The sequence below is a fragment of the Roseburia sp. AM59-24XD genome (genome assembly GCF_003478445.1).
Lineage (GTDB): Bacteria > Bacillota > Clostridia > Lachnospirales > Lachnospiraceae > Jutongia.
In genome coordinates this window covers 1-20061 of the sequence record NZ_QUET01000036.1, presented here as the reverse complement: position 1 = coordinate 20061, position 20061 = coordinate 1, and the positions used below count along the sequence as shown (strand labels likewise).

Below are 20061 nucleotides of genomic sequence, written 5' to 3'. Positions count from 1 at the left end.
CCGGAGCAGGTGAATGAAAAAGAATAGTATCAACAGAGTGATTGGATTTGTGATCGTAGGTCTGGTTTTGCTTGCGGCAGTGATCGAAACAGGAAGATCCGTATATACATGGTCACAGCAGGCAGCGAAGCAGCCGCGTTATACGATCGTGATCGATCCGGGACATGGAGGCAATGATCCGGGCAAGATCGGGATCAATGATGTGCCGGAGAAGGATGTGAATCTGGCAATCTCTCTGGAGTTAAAGGAGATTCTGGAGCAGAATGACTGCAGGGTTGTCATGACGAGACAGAAGGATGAAGCACTTTATCAGGCAGGTGATACGAACAAGAAGGTGGCAGATCTGCGTGCAAGGTGTCAGATGATCAACGACAGCGGAGCAGATGCGGTGATCAGTATTCATCAGAACAGCTTTACGGCAGAAAGCTCCCGGGGAGCGCAGGTGTTTTACCGGGCGTCTTCGCAGGAGGGCAAGAAGCTGGCAGATATACTGCAGACACAGCTTGTGTCAGGACTGGATCCGGACAACCGGCGTGTGGCAAAGGCAAACAGCGATTATTTTATGCTGAAAAACACAACAGCGACTATGGTTATAGTAGAATGCGGATTTCTTTCCAATTCCAAAGAGGCAGAGCTTCTGACGCAGGCATCCTACCAGCGCAGGGTTGCGTGGGCCGTGGCACTTGGTGTTTTACAATATGTGAGCGGAGGACTGAGTTAGATGAAAACGATAATGCAAACGATAAACCCGGAGAGCTTCCGGGATGAGGAGCTGGAGGAGGCGTGCCGGATCTTGCAGAAGGGAGGATTAGTTGCATTTCCGACAGAGACCGTGTATGGCCTGGGAGGTGATGCAATGTATTCGGAGGCATCTGCTAAGATCTATGCGGCAAAGGGACGTCCGTCTGACAATCCACTGATCGTGCACATTGCTGATATGGATGCACTGGAGGATATCGCACAGTCAGTGCCGGAGGCGGCAGTGAAGCTTGCCGATCATTTCTGGCCGGGACCGCTGACGATGATCTTTCCGAAGAAGGAGGCTGTGCCGAAGTCTACGACCGGTGGTCTGGAGACAGTTGCGGTCCGGATGCCGAGTCACCCGGTAGCACGGGCACTGATCCGTGAGTCAGGGGTGTATATTGCGGCTCCGAGTGCCAATACGTCCGGACGTCCAAGCCCGACAAAGGCAGAGCATGTGAAGGAGGATCTGGATGGAAGGATTGATATGATCCTGGATGGCGGTGCGGTAGGCATTGGTTTGGAATCAACGATCGTTGATCTGAGTACGGGAGTTCCGACCATTCTGAGACCGGGTTATATTACCGGAGAGATGTTAGAGGATGTGCTGGGAGAGGTTCAGGTGGATCCGGCGATCCTGTCACAGAAGATGAATCCGAATATCGTGGCGAAGGCACCGGGCATGAAGTATCGTCACTACGCACCGAAGGGACAGATGACGATCATAGAGGGAGACACCGGTAAAGTGGTCGATGAGATCAATCGTCTTGTGAAGGAGAAGACAGACGAGGGATGCTCTGTAGCGGTGATCGCGACAGAGGAGACAAAGGATGCGTATGCATGTGCCAATGTGAGGAGTGTCGGATCGCGCGCAACAGAGGGGTCGATAGCAGCGGGATTGTATGATATACTAAGAGAGATGGATCACATTGGAGCGGAGTATATTTATGCGGAGAGCTTTGAGAAAGATACCTTGGGGAAGGCGATTATGAACCGGATGCTGAAAGCAGCAGCGTATCATGTCATCAAAGTATAAATAACAGAGAGGGGTACGGTTTATTGAAGAATTATTCGAAGATTATATTTGTATGTACGGCAAATACTTACCTGAGCCCTGTGGCAGAAGCAATGTACCGTCAGTTCACAGAGAAAGAGAGAGAACATCAGCGAGAGCTGGGACAGCCGGTATTTTCGTTTCCGCCGTGCTGCTCAAGGGGATTGGTTGTTCTGTTTTCAGAGCCGATCAGTCCAAAGGTAAATGTGTCTTTAAGCCAGCATGATCTGAAGCCCTGCTCGCATGAAAATTCTGTGCCGTTAGAACAGTTTGATATTACACCGGATGCATTGGTGCTCACGATGACATTCAGCGAAAAGGTTGCTTATCTGGAGAAGTATGAGGGCGGCGAGGTTTATACACTGGGTGAATATGTCGGCGTGGATACGGATATTGTGGATCCGTATGGTGGTGAGGATGAGCAGTACGATCTGTGTTATCACGAGATCGGACGGCGTATCCGCAAGGTAATACAGATATTAATGGAAAATGAAAAAGACGAAGGAGGACAAGCAGAATGATTGCATTGGGAAGTGATCACGGTGGATATGGATTGAAGCAGGAGATCATCAGGTATCTGGAGGAGAAGGGAATCGAGTACAAGGATTACGGCTGCTACGATGAAAGACCATGTGATTATCCGGTCTATGGCAAGAAGGCAGCGCAGGCTGTTGCATCAGGGGAGTGCGAGAAGGGTATCCTGATCTGTGGGACAGGCATTGGCATTTCGATTGCTGCCAATAAGGTAAAGGGAATACGTGCTGCGCTGTGTCATGATGTGTTCAGCGCAAAGGCAACGAGGGAGCATAATGATGCGAATATGCTTGCCATGGGAGCCCGAGTGGTAGGTCCGGGACTGGCACTGATGATCGTGGATACATTCTTGAATACGGAGTTTTCGCATGCAGAGCGTCATCAGAACCGCATTGACCAGCTTGAGGACTAGAGGGGCGTAATGATGGAAGCCGAATTGAAAGATACTCTTGACACTCGTCATATCAAGTATTAAAATTGGTTTCAGTGAATCAATCGTATACATGCATGGAATGTATACAGAATGGAGGAATAGTTATGGCAAAGAAAGATATCGATTGGCATAACCTGGGATTTGGTTATGTTAAAACGGACAAAAGATATGTGTCCAATTTCAAGGATGGCGCATGGGATGATGGCGCATTGATCAGCGATGACACAATTACGATCAGTGAGTGTGCCGGAGTTCTTCAGTATGCACAGACTGTATTTGAGGGTCTGAAGGCATATACAACAGAGGATGGTCATGTGGTGTGCTTCCGTCCGGATCTGAATGCAGAGCGTCTTGAGCAGTCAGCACAGAGATTGGAAATGCCGGCATTCCCCAAGGATCGTTTTGTTGATGCAATCGTACAGACAGTAAAGGCAAATATTGATTATGTACCACCTTATGGTTCAGGTGCAACTCTTTACATACGTCCATATATGTTTGGAACAAACGCTGTTATCGGTGTAAAGCCGGCTGATGAATATCAGTTCCGTGTATTTACTACGCCGGTAGGACCTTACTTCAAGGGCGGCGCTAAGCCGATCACAGTTCGTATTTCTGATTTTGATCGTGCGGCTCCTCATGGAACAGGTCATATCAAGGCTGGTCTTAACTACGCAATGAGTCTTCATGCAATTGTAGATGCTCATAAACAGGGCTTTGCAGAGAATATATATCTGGATTCTGCTACCCGTACTAAGATCGAGGAGACAGGTGGAGCTAACATTCTGTTCGTCACAAAGGACAACAAGGTTGTTACACCAAAGTCTAACAGTATCCTTCCATCTATCACCCGCCGTTCTCTTATGGTTGTTGCCAAAGAGTATCTTGGTCTTGAGGTTGAGGAGAGAGAAGTATACCTCGATGAGGTTAAGGACTTTGCAGAGTGTGGTCTTTGCGGCACCGCTGCTGTTATTTCACCGGTTGGCAAGATCAATGATCATGGTAAGGAGATCTGTTTCCCAAGTGGTATGGAGGAGATGGGACCTGTTACCAAGAAGCTGTATGAGACACTGACCGGTATTCAGATGGGTCGTCTGGAAGCTCCGGAGGGATGGATCAAGGTTATCGAGTAATTCATCACACGAATAAAGACAATAATAACACCCGGAAGAGATTCTTTAGAATCGCTCTTCCGGGTGTTTTTGCCTTTTCAATACAGGAAAATACGCGTAATGTAGTGTGACGCCTCCGAGAATTGTGAAGCAATTTTCGGAGGGGAAAACGCTGGTTGAGGTGTCTCTTTTTACAGTCCGTCTACCTGCTTGGCGAGGAGCAGCCGGTCTCCGGGGTGAACCTCCTCGGAGGTCAGTCCGTTCAGAGCCATGATGCTTTCCGTGGAGGTCTGATATTCCTTGGCGATATCCCAGAGGCTGACGTTATCGCTGACGATGAAGCCGACAATGCCGGGCATTTTCTGAAGCCGTTCCAGATCCTGAGGGGCTTCCGCGATCTCGCATACTACCTGACATTCGGCCGGGGTAAATACGATGGCGCCGATACTTAAAACAGCTTTTGCTCAATTTCCGCAGCATCCAGCATGATCACACTGATCTGGTTGATATCGGTCTGGAGCAGATAGTGATCCTTCGGGGATATTCCCTTGATCTCCATAAAATGCTGGAATGGAATGGCGGCGCGGAGACTGCCGAGAGGACGGTCATCGTTTTCGGTGACATAAAGAATATCCAGCTCGACAACGCCCTCCAGAGCAATGCCGTTCTCCTGGATTTCCTGTTCATCGATCTGAACTCTGCCTGAAGCAGTACAGATCTGCAGGATCTTATCCTGATTTTCATCTGCCTTGATCTGTTCGGAAACCCGGATCACATTCTGGGTTTTTAGAAGCAGCCGTTCAAAGTGGACCGGCTGACGCGAAAGTGTCAGCTCGCAGGCGGTGGAGTAGGCATCGGACAAAATGGAAAGCTCGACATCTTCATAGAATTTCATGGTAATATTAACGGGCAGCTCCAGCTCCAGAATACGCTGTTCTCCGTCCTCATCCGGTTTTGCCTCCATTGTGCCGCACTGCGGCTGGAAGCTGATGTCCGGGATCATCTGCTCATTGCAGCCGGAGCAGGAAACCAAGCTGTCGATGGAGCATTCTGTTTCCAGATATTCCATGCGGCGCTCTTCATCGACCGGCACATAAAGAACGAAAACATGCAGATCGCCGGTGATGCGCACGCTGTCCTCGAGAAGTCTCGTCTGTAGATTTTGAGGCGTCATTTCATAGTACAGAATGGTATCAATATTTGGCTTTCCCTTTGGGAGGTTAATCTCATCCTTGATCCGGAATACATCGCGTGTGCGCGGTGTCGATCTTGTGTAGACGATCGTATCGAACTGCTTGTGCAGACCGTCTGGGGAAAGCGACTCCATGCCGGTCCGGACTGCCTCGTCGGAAAGGATATCGATGCCTGCAGGATCGCTTGCTTCCTCCTCACACCGGCAGTGGAAACCGGCAATTGCGCGGACGCTGATCTTGCGGGAATGGATCAGCTGGATCTGGCAATCCTCGAGATCATAGCTGCAAAATACATCGTCTGTTTCCGTAAGACCATCGAGATTGACGGTTTCCTCGAAGGGAATCTGTCCTTTCATATTATGTACCGGGCGGATGTCATCGCGGCTGGCATAAAGCAGCTCAAATTGCAGACTGCCCCTTAGAACACATTTGTTTTGTTCGCATTTTATTTCTGTGAGATCCAGACAACCGTTCTGTTTTATGATAAGATCAATGTCCGGCTTGGTGTCGGGTACGTTGACGTCATCCTCCAGTGTGGTCTGGATACTTCCATGACATTTGATTTGATTGGTGATCATTGTTTCTGATGAAAGTTTCATGGGAATTCCTCCATATATCTGATTTGTTGTCCCGTATGATTCAATATATGAAAGAAAACTTCAGGATATTCAAAAAAATCGGTAAAAAGATTGGACAGATATAGCTATCTGCTTTATAATTAAAGTATATTTTTGTACGAAATTTTTAAGGAAACAAGGAGGTTTATTATGGCTGGAAAGAAAGGAAAAAGCAGGAAAAGCAGCAGCAGACTTCGTTTGAAGATCATGCTGGTAGCTCTGCTTCCTATGATATTGATGGCAGTTATCGTAGGAGTTGTGGCAACAAGAAATATGTCAGAGGGAATGCGTCAGGAAATGTTGTATGCCCTGAAGGCAGAGGCGCATTCGCTGGAGCAGGTGTATAATGCTGTCAACAGCGATACATATTCCGTCAGCGGCAACAAGCTGATGAAGGGAAGCTTTAACATTACGGATGAGACGGACTTTATTGATTCCTTTGTAGAGGGAAGCGGTATGGATGTGACTGTATTTTATGGGGACACCCGTATGGCGACCACACTGAAGGATGATTCCGGCAAACGTATCGTGGGAACACAGGCGGATGCGGATATTGCCAAGGCGGTGCTTGCAGGTGAGACGGTTGAGAAGGAAAATATCACGATTGACGGGAAGAAATATTGTGTATGCTATTCACCGCTCAGGGAATCTTCCGACAAGATCGTTGGTATGGTGTTTGCCGGAAAGCCGGTAGCCGCTGTACAGGCTCTGATCACAAAGCGTACTACGGCGATTGTGGTTGTTGAAGTTGTCTTGATACTGATCGCCATGGTCATTATTTTCTTCTTGACAAGGGGGATCAAGATAGGCTTACAGGCAGCAGAAAAGGCTGTTGAGGGATTGTCTAACGGAGATCTGACCGTGGCAATTGAGTCAAAGGCGATGCGCAGAAACGACGAGCTTGGTGATATGGCAAAGGGAGTTGCAGTTTTGCTGAACCAGCTTCTTGAGGTTGTCAATCATATCCGGACTTCTTCAGAGATGCTTCTTAAGTCGGGAACGGATCTGAGTAACATGGCATCGCAGACAAACTCTACCGCTGAGGATATCAGCAAAGCCATCGAGGATATTTCACAGGGAGCTGTTTCTCAGGCGGACGAGATTGAGCGTGCATCCAGTGAGGTTGAGACGATGGGACAGCTGATCAGCCACATTGTAGATAATGTTGCAGAGTTAGATAAGGGAACACAGGAGATCAAGAACTCCAGTGACCGTTCGATTGATATTATTGAGGATCTGACGGCATCCAACGATAAGAGCATGGAAGCTGTTAAGCATATTGCCCGTCAGGTCAATGCAACCAATGAATCTGCCATGAAGATCCGTGCGGCAGTTGATCTGATCACCTCGATTGCGGAGGAGACAAACCTTCTTTCCCTCAACGCATCGATCGAGGCAGCGCGTGCCGGTGAGCAGGGACGTGGATTTGCGGTAGTAGCCGGACAGATTCAGAAGCTTGCTGAGCAGAGTAACGAATCTGCCGGAAGCATTGCGGATATTATCGGAGAGCTTTTGAAGGATTCAGAGAATTCTGTCCATATCATGGAAGAGGTTCAGGAGATTATGAACGAGCAGCAGGAGAAGCTGCAGGCAACAAGACGCCAGTTTATGGAGGTTGGCGATGGTATCGGAGGTGCCGCTCAGGCAGCAGGTATGATCCGTCAGCAGACAGAACACTGCAATACCGCCCGTGCAAACGTGGCAGACGTGATCTCCAATCTGTCTGCAATCTCTGAAGAGAATGCAGCATCCACAGAGGAGACCACAGCTTCTATGCAGGAGATGAATGCAACGATCAATATTCTGGCAGAGTCTGCACAGCAGCTGCAGGATATGGCGAAGTCTCTGGAAGAGAATATTTCCTTCTTCCATATGGAGAGGGATCGTATCAAAGACAGCATTCATGAGGCGATCGAGGCGTAATTCTTCAACGGACGCATGTGCGAGGTGAACAAAGAGGTAGAATTCAGAGGCACAGATCCGTGTGCCGGTCATAAACGATAACAGGAAAGAAAGGGACGAGAAATGCTTACATATTCAGATGAGATTACGGTGGAGGAGTACAATGATCTTCGACGCTCCGTCAATTGGATCACCGTAAAAGACAAGAGAGCACAGAAGGCATTGACCAATTCTTTCTATAAACTGATTGCAAGAAAGGACGGGAAGCCGGTTGGCATGGCGAGAATCGTCAGTGACGGAGGCTACACCTATTTCATTACCGATGTGATCGTCCGCCCGGAGTGCCAGGGAGAGCATATCGGCACGCAGCTTATTGATAAGCTTCTGGAGTACATCAAGAGGGATGTTATGGATGATGAGACGGTTATGGTCAGCCTGATGGCGGCATACGAGAGGGAAAGCTTTTATGAGCGCTTTGGATTCCACACACGCCCGTTTGGCAATCATGGTCCGGGAATGTCCATGTGGGTGTCCAGAATCGCAGACGGAAGCATCATCACGTCATAAGATGACACCTGCGAATTTATGAGATCATAAAACGAAGTATCAGCCGGTTAGCCGGTTCGATACTTCCGTTTTTATTGCAATTACATATTAAAATATTTCATGAAAATATCTGTACGAAAAATGGGATACAGATAATTACACAAATTTATTCGCGGCGGCATCATAGCTGTAATCTATCGCCTTTAATTTTGCACAGATCGCTTCCTGATCCAGATCCAGAGACTTGCATAAATCCTCCAGATTCGGATAGAAGTCGCGAAGCTGTGTGTTCAGATAACTCACTAACATGATTGGATCATTTGGAATATTCATTATTTCTTACCCTTTCCCGCAGATACATTGATTAATTCAACAATCTTTTCGATGGAATTGTTGAGCTGGCTGCGCTGCATTGCCTTGATGAAACGCTCCTTCTCATCAAATGCTGTATTGACTGCATTAAGAAGCTTTTCGTTCGTCAGCTCTTCCTCCTGAATGACAATGCTGTAGCCCTGCTTCTCAAAGGAGGCAGCATTTAAGATCTGGTCACCGCGGCTTGCCTGAGCGGATAATGGGATCAGGATATTTGGCTTGCGCAGGGCAAGAATCTCGCAGATTGCATTGGCACCGGCGCGGGAGATCATAATATCGGCAGCAGCCATCAGGTCACGAAGCTCCTCCTTTATGTACTCAAACTGTACATAGCCCTTAGTTCCGTTTAAGGATTCGTCCATCTTGCCCTTGCCGCACAGATGAATGATCTGGAAACGTTCCAGAAGCTGTGGGAGGATTGCACGGACTGCCTCGTTGACGCGGACAGCACCGAGACTTCCGCCAATGATCAGAATAACAGGCTTGTCATCGGTAAAGCCGCAGAAGCTAAGTCCCTTCTCGCGGCTGCCCCGGAACAGCTCCTGACGGATCGGTGAGCCGGTGAGAACGCCCTTGTGCTCCGGAAGATGCTTTAATGTCTCCGGAAAGTTGGTGCAGACTCTGTCCGCACATGGAATACAGATCTTATTGGCAAGACCCGGTGTCATGTCAGACTCATGGATCACGCATGGAATGTGGCGCGTCTTCGCAGCGACAACAACCGGAACGGAAACAAAACCACCTTTGGAAAATACGACATCCGGACGGATCACCTTTAACAGATGGCGCGCCTGACCGTAACCGCGGATCACCTTAAATGGATCACTTAAATTCTTAGGATCGATATAACGGCGCAGCTTACCACTGGAAATGCCGTAGTAAGGAATGCCAAGCTCCGGGATCAGACGGCTTTCAATGCCTTCATAGGAACCGATATAATGAACCTCGTAGCCCTGTTTCTTAAGCTCCGGGATCAAAGCAATATTCGGTGTGACATGACCGGCAGTGCCTCCGCCGGTGAGAACTATTTTCTTCATTTTATAACCAATCCTTTCTTCTAAAGAATATGAAAATTAGACATAATAAACCTTCTATCATTATATTAGCATTCCTGTATTTTATCAACTCTAACTTCGTTCACACATAAAACACGCTTTTTACACGTTTTCTACATGAAGTTTCTGTATGCTGGTAACATGTTTTAGGATCTGCACAGAAAGGCATGGTGAGTATTTATGAAAAAGAAACGAGGAAAAAAGTTTAAGCGTATTGTTGGCGGCGTGGCGGCAGCAGTCGTTGTTGTGGGAGTGGTGATCGGCGTCCGGATGATTCGCGCAAAAAAAGCTTCGCCCGCAGGAGCCGTGAAACAAAGCACAACAACTTTGACGAAAATGGATCTGACGGATTCGATCAGTGCTTCCGGAACCATCGAGAGTAAAAAGACGCGCTCCGTTACGGCGCAGGTGAATGACGTCACAGTACAGAAGATATATGTGAAGGTCGGTGACGAGGTTAAAAAGGGTGATAAGCTTGTTTCCTTCGATTCGGACAGCCTGAGTGAAAGCCTTTCCGAGGCACAGGATTCCCTGCAGGATGTGCAGTCAAGTGCAGCTTCTGAGGTGGAATCCGCACAGGAGCAGTACGATACGGCGGTCAGTGACCGGAACTATAATAACGCAAAGGCGGCAAAGAATCTGCAGAAGGCAGTGAAGGCGCGGGATACGGCAAAGAAAGCGGTTGAAACTGCGAAAACAAAACTGAAGCAGGTCAAAAAGAAAGCCGGGGCGAAGAACAGCCAGGATGTGACGAAGGCGCAGGAGGCTCTGACGAAGGCACAGGAAGTGTACGAGCAGGCAAAGACAGCGGTTGAGACAGCGAGAGATAATAAAAATGACACCGCACGTCAGAATAAATCCTCTGTAACGCAGGCACAGACCGCCTTGAAAAATGCACAGACAAACCGGAAGAAGAACGTGAAGGAAGCGCAGAAGCAGGTGACATCTGCGCAGGAGGCGGTTGCGAAATGTGCGGTAACTGCACCGATGGATGGTGTTGTGACAAGCCTGAACGTGTCTGCGGGAGATACGTACACCGGCGGCACGATCGTGCAGCTTGACGATACGAGCGGTTACACGATCACAACAAGTGTGGATGAATATGATATCAGCAATGTCAAGAAGGGACAGCGTGTGGTGATCCTGACAGAGGCAACCGATGAGGATGAACTGGAGGGAGTAGTGACCTTCGTGGCACCGTCGACAGGAAGCACATCCACAACAACCTCTGCGAGCAGTGGCAATGGTGCAGATGCCGGAAACTCATCGAGCGATGGATATGAGGTACGGATCCGCATAAAGACAACCGACAGCCGGATCAAGATGGGGATGACAGCCAAATGCAGTATCGTGCGGGATGAGGCAAAGGACGTTTTTGCCGTGCCGTATGATGCCGTTTCCGAAAATGCAGACGGTACATACTATATCACAGTGGTAGACGGCAGCGGAAGCAGTACAGGATATACAACGCAAAGTGGTGATAACAGCCAGGATAGCTCCGATAATTCCGGACAAAGTGGTGATTCCGGCCAACATGGCAAAATGGGAAATCCTCCGGGACAGGATGAAACAAATGCATCGGATGACAGTACAAAGGGAACGGCCAAGACCCGTCAGATCGCGGTGACCAAGGGGATGGAAACGGATTATTATGTGGAAATTTCCGGGGATGATCTCGAGGAAGGTCTGGAGGTTGTGATGCCTACCGATAAGGTTTCCGACAAAAGCTCATCAAGCGACAGCCAGAGCGGTTTTGGAAGTATGAACGGCATGGGCGGCGGTATGCCGGACAGCGGCGGAATGGGTGGCAGTGGAAACAAAGGCGGCTTCGGCGGCGGACCGGGAGGTGGAAAATAATTGGCACAGGAACAGGTACAAGAGCATGTCATTTCCTTAAATGGCATTGTGAAACGGTTTTATATTGGTAAGCCCAATGAACTGGAAATCCTGCATGGAATCAATCTTGAGGTCGAGCGCGGGGAGTTTGTCTCAATTGTCGGAGAATCCGGTTCCGGTAAGTCGACATTGATGAACATTATCGGAGCACTGGACCGTCCGACCGAGGGGGAATACCGGTTGCAGGGAAAGAACATTGGGGAGGCAAAGGACAGAGAGCTTTCCTCAATCCGTAATCAGGAGATCGGCTTTGTGTTTCAGACATACAATCTGATCCCGCGGACAACGGCACTGGAAAATGTGGAACTGCCAATGCTCTACGGCAAAATGAAGAAAACGGAGCGGAGAGAACGCGCCAGAGAGCTTCTGGAGCTGGTCGGCATGAAGGAGAGAATGCTTCACAAGCCGGAGGAGCTGTCCGGCGGTCAGAAGCAGCGAACGGCAATTGCACGTGCGATGGCAAATGATCCGTCGATCATTTTGGCGGATGAGCCGACCGGAGCTCTGGATTCGGAGACGAGCCGCAGGATCATGGATATTTTTCATAGGCTTCACCGGGAGCAGGGGAAAACGATCGTGCTGATCACACACTCCACAGAACTTGCACAGGAGACGGACCGCGTGGTCAAAATCTCAGATGGCAGGATTCTTGCAGAATAAGGAAACAGCCTTACAGAAGGATGGGACGACAGAAGTAGAAAAGTATGCTGCAGGAATAAGGTGAAGCGAAGAAAGGAGGAAAGAATTTGTTGATTTGGGAAAATATTAAAATAGCCTGCAAGGCGCTGTTTTCCAATAAACTTCGCGCGTTGCTGACGATGCTTGGAATTATCATCGGCATTGGCTCGGTAATTGCGATCATGACGGTCAGTGAGTCGCTGACAACTTCGATCTCCGAGAGTTTTCAGGAGATGGGAGCGAACAATGTCACAGTCGGTTTGTCGGCGAAAAGCGATGAGGAAGAGATTCGTGCAGACGGCATGCGGTTTGGTGCGTCAGGCAGAAATGTTTCTGTGACGGAGGAGGACCGGATCACTGACCGGATGATCAGTAAACTGAAGAAAACCTTCAAAAACCAGATTGCGGCAGTGGCTGTCAGTGAAAGTGCCGGAACGGCATCCGTATCCGGGGATGGCGACTCCGTCAATATCAATGTCAGCGGTGTCAATCAAGATTATTTTGAGAGTGATCAGGTGACTCTTTTGGCAGGACGTCTGATCAAAAAAGCAGATCTTTCCGGGAAAAAGCATGTCATCGTGGTGTCGGATCAATTGGTACAAAGCTTGTTTGACGGGGACAATGATGCGGCACTCTGGCAGAAGATCAACGTGAACATCAATGGAAATTATCAGGATTTTTATATTGTCGGTGTTTATGAATATGAGAGTGCGGGCACAGTCAGCGACAGCGATGATGTGACAACGAATGCATATATTCCGCTGGCAACAGAGAAAGAAATTATGCGCTCGGATGATGGGTACACGCAGTTTACGATCGTGACGGATACCTCTGTATCAAGTGTGTCCGCCTTTGCGAATCAGGTTGAGGCGTTCTTTGCACCATATTATGCAAGTAATGATAATTACGAGATCGCAACCTCAACGATGGAGTCTATGACGGAGTCGATGAGCGAGATGGTGCATACCGTATCGCTGGCAATCTCCCTGATCGCCGGAATCTCGCTTCTGGTCGGTGGTATCGGTGTTATGAATATCATGCTTGTGTCGATCACGGAACGAACCAGAGAGATTGGCACAAGAAAGGCGTTAGGTGCGACAAATGGCTCTATCCGGTTGCAGTTTATCATTGAATCCATGGTATTGTGTCTGGTGGGCGGATGCCTCGGCATTGTGCTGGGACTGATCCTTGGTTCTGTGGCAGCATCGGTGCTTGGTTATTCGGCAACGGCACCGGTGGCGGCAATCTTCATTGCAGTGCTGTTTTCTATGGTGGTCGGTGTATTCTTTGGATATTATCCGGCAAATAAAGCGGCGCGTATGGATCCGATCGAGGCACTCCGCTATGAATAAGAGAAATTATTCTGTCATAATGAAATGCTTCGCAATTCTCGTTGTTATAACACTACGTTGATTTGTCCATATATTAAAAAAGACAACAAAAGCGAGCCCCAGAGTGTTCAGCGGGGCTCGCTCGCATTTCACGAATGCACGAAAAACGGAACAGCGCTATTTACTTATTTGCTTTCTTGCCTGCAGCCTTGACACGGTCACGATATGACATGACTTTCTCGATGGAAGCACAGACCTGCTTATACTGAGCCTTGGTCTCCTCCAAATGCTGCTTTCCGGACTCTGTCAGGTGGTAGTATACACGGAAACGCTTTCCGACTACTTGAACCTTACGTTCCTCCAGAAATCCGTTCTTCTTCAAACGGTAGAGCGTTGGGTACATCGTTGCTTCATTCAGCTGATACTCGCCCTCGCTCTCTTTCTCAAGATCCTGCGAAAGCTGGTAGCCATACTTGTCTTCTTCTTCCAGCAAATGCAAAAGGATCATTTCAATTGTTCCACGCTTTAAGTTATCTCTTATACTCATCTCTACTCTACACAACCGATCTTTGATATTTGATATCCTCCCACATGGTATCACTTACATTATAACACAAATTTAAAAAAAATGCTGGATATCAGTAAAAGAATTTAGTAAATATTTACATTTTTAAGATTTTCCGCCAAAATTGGCTGGAGAATCATGGATCCAACAAGTAAAGTGACCACACATGCAACGGCTATGCCACACAAAATTCTCTTCTGGCGATGCTGGGAAAGAGGATGCTTCAGCGTTTCATCGACAAAATGTTCATAGATCACCCGATAATCTGCATCCGGTTCATCCTCTGCATATTGAAGCATATCGCTGTAGAGCATGAACTGCGCCTGTTTCAGAGCTTCTGCGTCAACACGTTCCGTGGTGTCGGAAAATGTCTGTTTTGTAATGTCACGGCTGAGCTGTTTCAGTCGATAGGATAATAGAAATGAACGCATAAGTTACTCCTCTCCTAGCTCAATACTCCTGTCTTGCTGCAGGAGAGCTGCAAATTAACTGTTTTGGATGCGGTAGACAGTTTTAAATGATATGTAGCCTTACCATATGCGGTGTTGCCGCTTTCCCAGTGGGAACCTCCGCTATAGGACCATGAGTTTTTGTAGATGGCAATCTCATGAGAAGAATCCGTGCAGGAAACCAATGTGGTTCCATCGTACTTAAAGGTGCCGTGAAGCGTGTAGGTCCAGCAAAGAACATCGTTTGCATTGTAGTAGCTGTATTTCTTCTGTCCGGACTTTGTATGTGTTTTGGCAATGGTTGCGATATCAGATATCGTCTCCGATGTCGTGACCACGCAGTAGCCGCCATCGTCCAGAGCGATCGTCTCCTGTGCGATAACGTTTGTCCGGGCGGATGCAGTCCCTGTCGGAATCAGAGCTGTTGCTGTTAAACAAAGTGCCATTGTTAGTGCGGAAAGTGCTTTAAAAAATTTTTTCATAATGTGAACCTCCTATTCGTTCAGATAGAAAACTGGTGTCGAGGAAGGAGTTTCAATGGTTGAATCAGAATTGTCCTGAAGTTCAATTTCGGCATGACCTTTGGTATCGGAAAGTTGGCGCAATCCCAGACGGACAAAGATTCCAAGTGCCAGAATACTCACTGCACAAATGGCAGCTACCGCTATTCGTATTACATTTCTTTTCCGTTGGGCGTGACTTTCGCTGCGCACCAGCTCCTGTTGCTTCTTAAGCTCCTCTGGATCTCCGAAACGTGCATAGATCTCTGGCGCATCCGCAGCCGGGTGCTCTTTCAGATAACAGTCCAAAGAATCACTCATGTCTTCGAGAAACTGGTCAATGCGATCGCGGTCTCCGGAGTAATACTCCCGCAATTGCTGTAGATATTGTTCCCGATCAAAAGAGTCCATCAAAATACCTCCTCCTCATTCGTTACAAAATTATCATAACCAAAATAATTTTATTTTGCAAATGCATTAGCAACAAAACCATTAATTATAATAATTTTCTAAATATATAAAGTATTCACAAAAATTTTAGTTTATTTTATTAAAATATTATAAACTATGCTTGATTTTATCAAATAAATAATTTTCGTGCAAGAGCACTTTTGAGATAATAACACGGCAGTATTCCTAATCGGAGTGCATACACGCCTGAGCGGAATGTAAATGAAAGCATAACACAAGTATAATTTAAAAGATAGTTGAAATAATGATTGCATAATGTAATGGAGCAATCGCTGACATTTGCCGGGACAGATTTTTGAATTCGGTATTATATAGTATAGAAGGTGTTTGTATGGCTTTGAGTAATAAAGAGATTGGGGCGAGGATACGGAATGTCCGTCGGGAATGCGGGCTGACGCAGGATCGTTTTGCGGAGAAGTTTCATGTTACCCAGCAGACTCTGAGCCGTTACGAGAGCGGAAAGATTGCCGTTCCCAATGATACACTCGAGGATATTGCCAAAGAAACAGGTATTTCCGTGGGATATTTTCTTGGTGTGGATTCTGTAGATTTTAGCGATGATGAGCTGTTGCTTGTGGAGTTTTACCGCAGGTCCGATGACAGACTCCGCAGAAAGATTCTGGAGGTTGTGAGGATCATGACATCCGATATTTCCGGGAAGGAATCAGAATCATAGGAAAGTGGATTTTTGAGTTAAAAATTGTGGATTGACGGTTGACAAGCGACCAAAAGGATACTAATATAAAGTCGTAGTGAAAAACTGTGACGGAGACAGTACCTTATTTGGAAACGCTTCAGTGAGTCCGGGATAGTGCGAACCGGATGCATAGAGCTTGCTCTTAGATAGATGAGGGAAGATCACTCCCGAGTTGCAGACTGGAACATTGTTTTATCAGTACAGTCTGACGGATCCCGCCGTTATAGGGGGATGTATCGAGTCGTTTGAGATTCCGTACAGATAAATAGGTGGTTATGAATGGCAAGGTGTTCATCCTGTTTAGGGTGGATGCTTTTTTTATTTATAAGAAACCTCGTTTCAGGCGTTATTTCTTATAAGTAAACAAGATTTAAGGAGGAAAACATATGTATCAGAAAGTTTCACCGGATATGAATTTTGTCGACCGGGAAAAGAACGTCGGAAAGTTCTGGCGTAATCAGCAGATCTTTGAAAAGTCCATGAAAGCAAGAGAGGGCAAGCCTGTCTACACATTTTATGATGGACCGCCAACCGCAAACGGAAAGCCGCATATCGGTCATGTGCTGACCCGTGTTATCAAGGATATGATTCCACGTTACAAGACGATGAAGGGATATATGGTTCCTCGTAAGGCTGGATGGGACACGCACGGACTCCCTGTTGAGTTAGAGGTTGAGAAGATGCTCGGTCTTGATGGTAAGGAGCAGATCGAAGAGTACGGTATGGAGCCTTTCATTAAGAAATGTAAGGAATCTGTATGGAAATACAAGGGTATGTGGGAGGATTTCTCTGGCACGGTTGGTTTCTGGGCTGATATGGAGAATCCATATGTTACCTATGATGATAATTTTATCGAGTCTGAGTGGTGGGCACTGAAGGAGATCTGGAATAAGAAGCTTCTTTATAAGGGCTTTAAGATCGTGCCTTATTGTCCAAGATGTGGTACACCACTTTCCTCACAGGAGGTTGCCCAGGGCTATAAGCTCGTCAAGGAGCGTTCTGCGATCGTTCGTTTTAGGTTGTTGGAGAGGATGCTTATTTCCTGGCATGGACCACGACTCCATGGACACTGCCGTCTAACGTGGCTCTCTGTGTGAACCCGGATGATACTTATATTAAGGTAAAGGCTGCAGACGGATATACCTACTATCTGGCAGAGGCACTTGCCGATAATGTCCTCGGCGGACTGGCACAGGAGGAAGGTGCTAAGGCTTACGAGGTGCTTGAGACTTATAAGGGAATTGATCTTGAGAATAAAGAGTATGAGCCTCTTTATGAGTGCGCAAAGGAATGTGCAGACAAGCAGCACAAGAAGGGCTTTTTCGTAACCTGCGATTCCTATGTTACGATGTCAGATGGTACCGGTATCGTTCATATTGCTCCTGCATTTGGTGAGGACGATGCGAATGTTGGACGTAAGTACGACCTGCCGTTTGTACAGTTTGTAACCGGCAAGGGTGAGATGAGCGAGGAGACTCCGTTTGCAGGTCTTTTCGTAAAGAAAGCAGATCCGGAGGTGTTAAAAGATCTCGATGCATCCGGCAAGCTGTTTGCTGCACCGAAGTTTGAGCATGATTATCCTCACTGCTGGCGTTGCGATACTCCGCTGATCTATTATGCACGTGAGTCATGGTTCATTAAGATGACAGAGGTTCGCGATGATCTTGTCCGCAATAACAATACCGTAAACTGGATTCCTGAGTCCATCGGTACCGGTCGTTTCGGTAACTGGCTTGAGAATATTCAGGATTGGGGTATTTCCAGAAACCGTTACTGGGGTACACCATTAAATATCTGGGAGTGCGAGGGTTGTGGCAGACAGGAATCCATCGGAAGCCGTGCTGAGCTGGCAGAGAGAAGCGGTAATCCGGAGGATGCAAAGGTTGAGCTTCATCGTCCTTATATTGATGCCGTGACATTTACCTGTCCGGATTGTGGCAAGACGATGCACCGTGTACCGGAGGTTATCGACTGCTGGTTCGATTCCGGAGCAATGCCGTTTGCACAGCATCATTATCCATTTGAGAACAAGGATCTGTTCGAGCAGCAGTTCCCGGCACAGTTCATCTCTGAGGCTGTGGATCAGACAAGAGGCTGGTTCTATTCGCTGATGGCTGAGTCAACACTCCTGTTTAACAAGGCTCCATATGAAAATGTTATCGTTCTGGGTCATGTTCAGGATGAGAACGGTCAGAAGATGAGTAAGTCAAAGGGGAATGCGGTTGATCCGTTTGATGCACTGGACAAGTACGGTGCAGATGCGATCCGCTGGTATTTCTATATCAACAGTGCGCCATGGCTGCCAAATCGTTTCCATGGCAAGGCAGTGCAGGAAGGACAGCGTAAGTTCATGGGTACTCTGTGGAATACCTATGCATTCTTCGTTCTGTATGCGAACATTGATGAGTTTGATGCAACAAAATATACATTAGCTTACGATAAGCTTTCTGTTATGGATAAGTGGCTTCTGTCCCGTCTGAACAGTACGGTAAAGGCAGTGGACGAGAATCTGGCGGCATATCGTATTCCGGAGACAGCAAGAGCATTGCAGGAGTTTGTCGATGAGATGAGTAACTGGTATGTTCGCCGCTGCCGTGAGCGTTTCTGGGCAAAGGGCATGGAGCAGGATAAGATCAATGCATATATGACACTTTATACTGCCCTGGTAACGATCTCCAAGGCTGCCGCTCCGATGATCCCATTTATGACAGAGGACATTTACCGCAATCTGGTATGCTCTATTGATCCAAGCGCGCCGGAGAGTGTACATCTTTGTGATTTCCCTGAGGTGGATGAGGCTCATATCGACAAGCAGCTTGAGGCTGATATGGAGGTTGTGCTTGAGGCTGTTGTGATCGGTCGTGCCTGCAGAAACACCGCAAATATCAAGAACAGACAGCCAATCGGCAAGATGTATATCAAGGCAGGTAAGGAACTGAGTGATTTTTATGTAAATATCATCCGTGACGAGCTGAATGTTAAGGAGGCTGAGCTTACTGATGATGTCAGCAAGCTTACCACCTACAGCTTTAAGCCGCAGCTTAAGACACTGGGACGCCGTTTTGGCAAGAAGATCAATGATGTAGACAGATCCTTGCAGAGCTGGACGGACAGGCTGCAATGGCAGAGCTGAATGAGAAGGGGACATTAACGATTCAGGTAGACGGTCAGGATGAGGCACTTGAGAAGGATGACCTTCTGATCGAGGCTGCTCAGATGGAGGGTTATGTATCTGACACAGACCGCGGAATCACGGTTGTTCTTGACACCAACCTGACACCGGAGCTTCTGGAGGAAGGCTTTGTACGTGAGATCATCAGTAAGGTTCAGACTATGCGTAAGGATGCAGGCTTTGAGGTGATGGATCACATCAGAGTCAGCATGCAGGATAATGACAAGGTTCAGCAGGTGATCAGCAGCAATGAAGCTCAGATTAAGTCTGAGGTTCTGGCTGACGAGGTTGCTTATAACGGTGCGAAGGGCTTTACAAAGGAGTGGAGCATCAACGGTGAGAAAGTAACGCTTGGTGTCGAGAAACTTTCCTAGAAAGATCAAAAGGAATGGAGATAGTGTGAAAAATACTGCCGATGCATTATTTTTCACACGGCTATTTGTGCCGCAGGCGTCACAAAGTAGCCCTGATTGCAGATTCAAATTTGATATTTGAATCGCGATTCCTTCGACGACAAGCGTCTGCGGAATGGAGATTAATATGAAAAAAATGAAGAGAACGATATTATCATGGATTCTTGTGCTTGCCATGATACTGTCCGGTGTGGCTCTGCCACAGGGGCAGCAGGTGAAGGCGGCGGGTACGTCGTATGACCTGAGCGTATCAGAGGGGGCAAGCCCGCTTACGCTTGCAAAGAATCAGTGGGGCGATGATTACATTGCGGATATCCTGTTTCAGGTTCCGGA

General features: G+C 47.6%; 20 protein-coding genes and 1 pseudogene. 13 read left to right on the top strand and 8 right to left on the bottom strand.

Translation table 11 applies throughout. The annotated features are described in order from the left end of the window. Positions 1-13: 13 nt before the first annotated feature. The 5 genes from DXA20_RS14265 to DXA20_RS14245 all read left to right on the top strand — a co-directional run bounded on the left by DXA20_RS14265 (position 14) and on the right by DXA20_RS14245 (position 3892). A complete protein-coding gene (locus DXA20_RS14265; protein ID WP_022305298.1) occupies positions 14-721 on the top strand; it encodes an N-acetylmuramoyl-L-alanine amidase in 708 nt (235 codons plus the stop codon). Then, positions 722-1777 (top strand): L-threonylcarbamoyladenylate synthase, encoded by a 1056-nt coding sequence (locus tag DXA20_RS14260; RefSeq protein WP_118561680.1) that lies wholly within the window; start codon positions 722-724, stop codon positions 1775-1777. 23 nt (positions 1778-1800) lie between these two features. Next, entirely contained in the window at positions 1801-2316 is a 516-nt protein-coding gene (locus DXA20_RS14255) for an arsenate reductase/protein-tyrosine-phosphatase family protein (protein ID WP_022305300.1), read from the top strand. Continuing rightward, positions 2313-2741 (top strand): ribose 5-phosphate isomerase B, encoded by a 429-nt coding sequence (gene rpiB / locus DXA20_RS14250; RefSeq protein WP_022305301.1) that lies wholly within the window; start codon positions 2313-2315, stop codon positions 2739-2741. The genes DXA20_RS14255 and rpiB overlap by 4 nt, the downstream gene beginning before the upstream one ends. Before the next feature lie 125 nt (positions 2742-2866). After that, on the top strand, positions 2867-3892 hold the full coding sequence (locus DXA20_RS14245; RefSeq protein WP_022305302.1) for a branched-chain amino acid aminotransferase: 1026 nt from the start codon (positions 2867-2869) through the stop codon (positions 3890-3892). Positions 3893-4062: 170 nt separating this feature from the next. Here DXA20_RS14245 and DXA20_RS14240 read toward each other — a convergent pair whose 3' ends face one another. Further along, positions 4063-4230: a LysM peptidoglycan-binding domain-containing protein gene (locus tag DXA20_RS14240; RefSeq protein WP_118561676.1), complete on the bottom strand. Its 168-nt coding sequence runs from the start codon at positions 4228-4230 to the stop codon at positions 4063-4065. A gap of 89 nt (positions 4231-4319) precedes the next feature. Next, the gene (locus DXA20_RS14235) at positions 4320-5663 is read right to left on the bottom strand and encodes a DUF3794 domain-containing protein (protein WP_118561674.1); all 1344 of its coding nucleotides are present in this window, start codon (positions 5661-5663) and stop codon (positions 4320-4322) included. Between the two features lie 168 nt (positions 5664-5831). Between DXA20_RS14235 and DXA20_RS14230 the strand changes: the two genes are divergently transcribed. Then, on the top strand, positions 5832-7604 hold the full coding sequence (locus tag DXA20_RS14230) for a methyl-accepting chemotaxis protein (RefSeq protein WP_118561672.1): 1773 nt from the start codon (positions 5832-5834) through the stop codon (positions 7602-7604). A gap of 102 nt (positions 7605-7706) precedes the next feature. Continuing rightward, a complete protein-coding gene (locus DXA20_RS14225) occupies positions 7707-8150 on the top strand; it encodes a GNAT family N-acetyltransferase (protein ID WP_118561670.1) in 444 nt (147 codons plus the stop codon). A 135-nt stretch (positions 8151-8285) separates the two neighbouring features. On the opposite strand, the gene DXA20_RS14220 is transcribed toward DXA20_RS14225, so the two are convergent. Both DXA20_RS14220 and DXA20_RS14215 read right to left on the bottom strand, forming a co-directional pair. After that, a complete protein-coding gene (locus tag DXA20_RS14220; RefSeq protein WP_022305307.1) occupies positions 8286-8462 on the bottom strand; it encodes a DUF4250 domain-containing protein in 177 nt (58 codons plus the stop codon). Further along, positions 8462-9538, bottom strand: a complete 1077-nt coding sequence (locus DXA20_RS14215) for an undecaprenyldiphospho-muramoylpentapeptide beta-N-acetylglucosaminyltransferase (protein WP_118561668.1) — start codon at positions 9536-9538, stop codon at positions 8462-8464. Before DXA20_RS14215 ends, DXA20_RS14220 begins: the two co-directional genes overlap by 1 nt. A 198-nt stretch (positions 9539-9736) precedes the next feature. Here DXA20_RS14215 and DXA20_RS14210 point away from each other — a divergent pair, with 198 nt between their 5' ends. From DXA20_RS14210 to DXA20_RS14200, 3 genes are all read left to right on the top strand, one after another. Beyond that, positions 9737-11413, top strand: a complete 1677-nt coding sequence (locus tag DXA20_RS14210; RefSeq protein WP_118561666.1) for an efflux RND transporter periplasmic adaptor subunit — start codon at positions 9737-9739, stop codon at positions 11411-11413. Beyond that, positions 11414-12112, top strand: coding sequence for an ABC transporter ATP-binding protein (locus DXA20_RS14205; RefSeq protein WP_118561664.1), 699 nt, complete (start codon positions 11414-11416; stop codon positions 12110-12112). 89 nt (positions 12113-12201) lie between these two features. Further along, the gene (locus DXA20_RS14200) at positions 12202-13482 is read left to right on the top strand and encodes an ABC transporter permease (protein ID WP_442969695.1); all 1281 of its coding nucleotides are present in this window, start codon (positions 12202-12204) and stop codon (positions 13480-13482) included. Between the two features lie 160 nt (positions 13483-13642). On the opposite strand, the gene DXA20_RS14195 is transcribed toward DXA20_RS14200, so the two are convergent. The 4 genes from DXA20_RS14195 to DXA20_RS14180 form a co-directional block, all read right to left on the bottom strand. Further along, positions 13643-14008 carry a PadR family transcriptional regulator gene (locus DXA20_RS14195; RefSeq protein ID WP_118561660.1) on the bottom strand — a complete coding sequence of 122 codons (366 nt, stop codon included), beginning with the start codon at positions 14006-14008 and terminating at the stop codon, positions 13643-13645. A gap of 104 nt (positions 14009-14112) precedes the next feature. After that, positions 14113-14457 (bottom strand): hypothetical protein, encoded by a 345-nt coding sequence (locus DXA20_RS14190; RefSeq protein WP_022305313.1) that lies wholly within the window; start codon positions 14455-14457, stop codon positions 14113-14115. A 14-nt stretch (positions 14458-14471) separates the two neighbouring features. Continuing rightward, positions 14472-14957, bottom strand: a complete 486-nt coding sequence (locus DXA20_RS14185; protein ID WP_118561658.1) for a hypothetical protein — start codon at positions 14955-14957, stop codon at positions 14472-14474. Between the two features lie 12 nt (positions 14958-14969). Beyond that, entirely contained in the window at positions 14970-15386 is a 417-nt protein-coding gene (locus DXA20_RS14180) for a hypothetical protein (protein WP_118561656.1), read from the bottom strand. A 391-nt stretch (positions 15387-15777) separates the two neighbouring features. Between DXA20_RS14180 and DXA20_RS14175 the strand changes: the two genes are divergently transcribed. From DXA20_RS14175 to DXA20_RS14165, 3 genes and pseudogenes are all read left to right on the top strand, one after another. Next, complete coding sequence (locus tag DXA20_RS14175; protein WP_022305316.1) at positions 15778-16122, top strand: helix-turn-helix domain-containing protein; 345 nt, start codon at positions 15778-15780, stop codon at positions 16120-16122. 407 nt (positions 16123-16529) lie between these two features. Next, a pseudogene (gene ileS / locus DXA20_RS18510) lies at positions 16530-19689 on the top strand (isoleucine--tRNA ligase). 166 nt (positions 19690-19855) lie between these two features. Then, the coding region (locus DXA20_RS14165) for a hypothetical protein (protein WP_147403760.1) at positions 19856-20061 on the top strand (206 nt) is incomplete at its 3' end.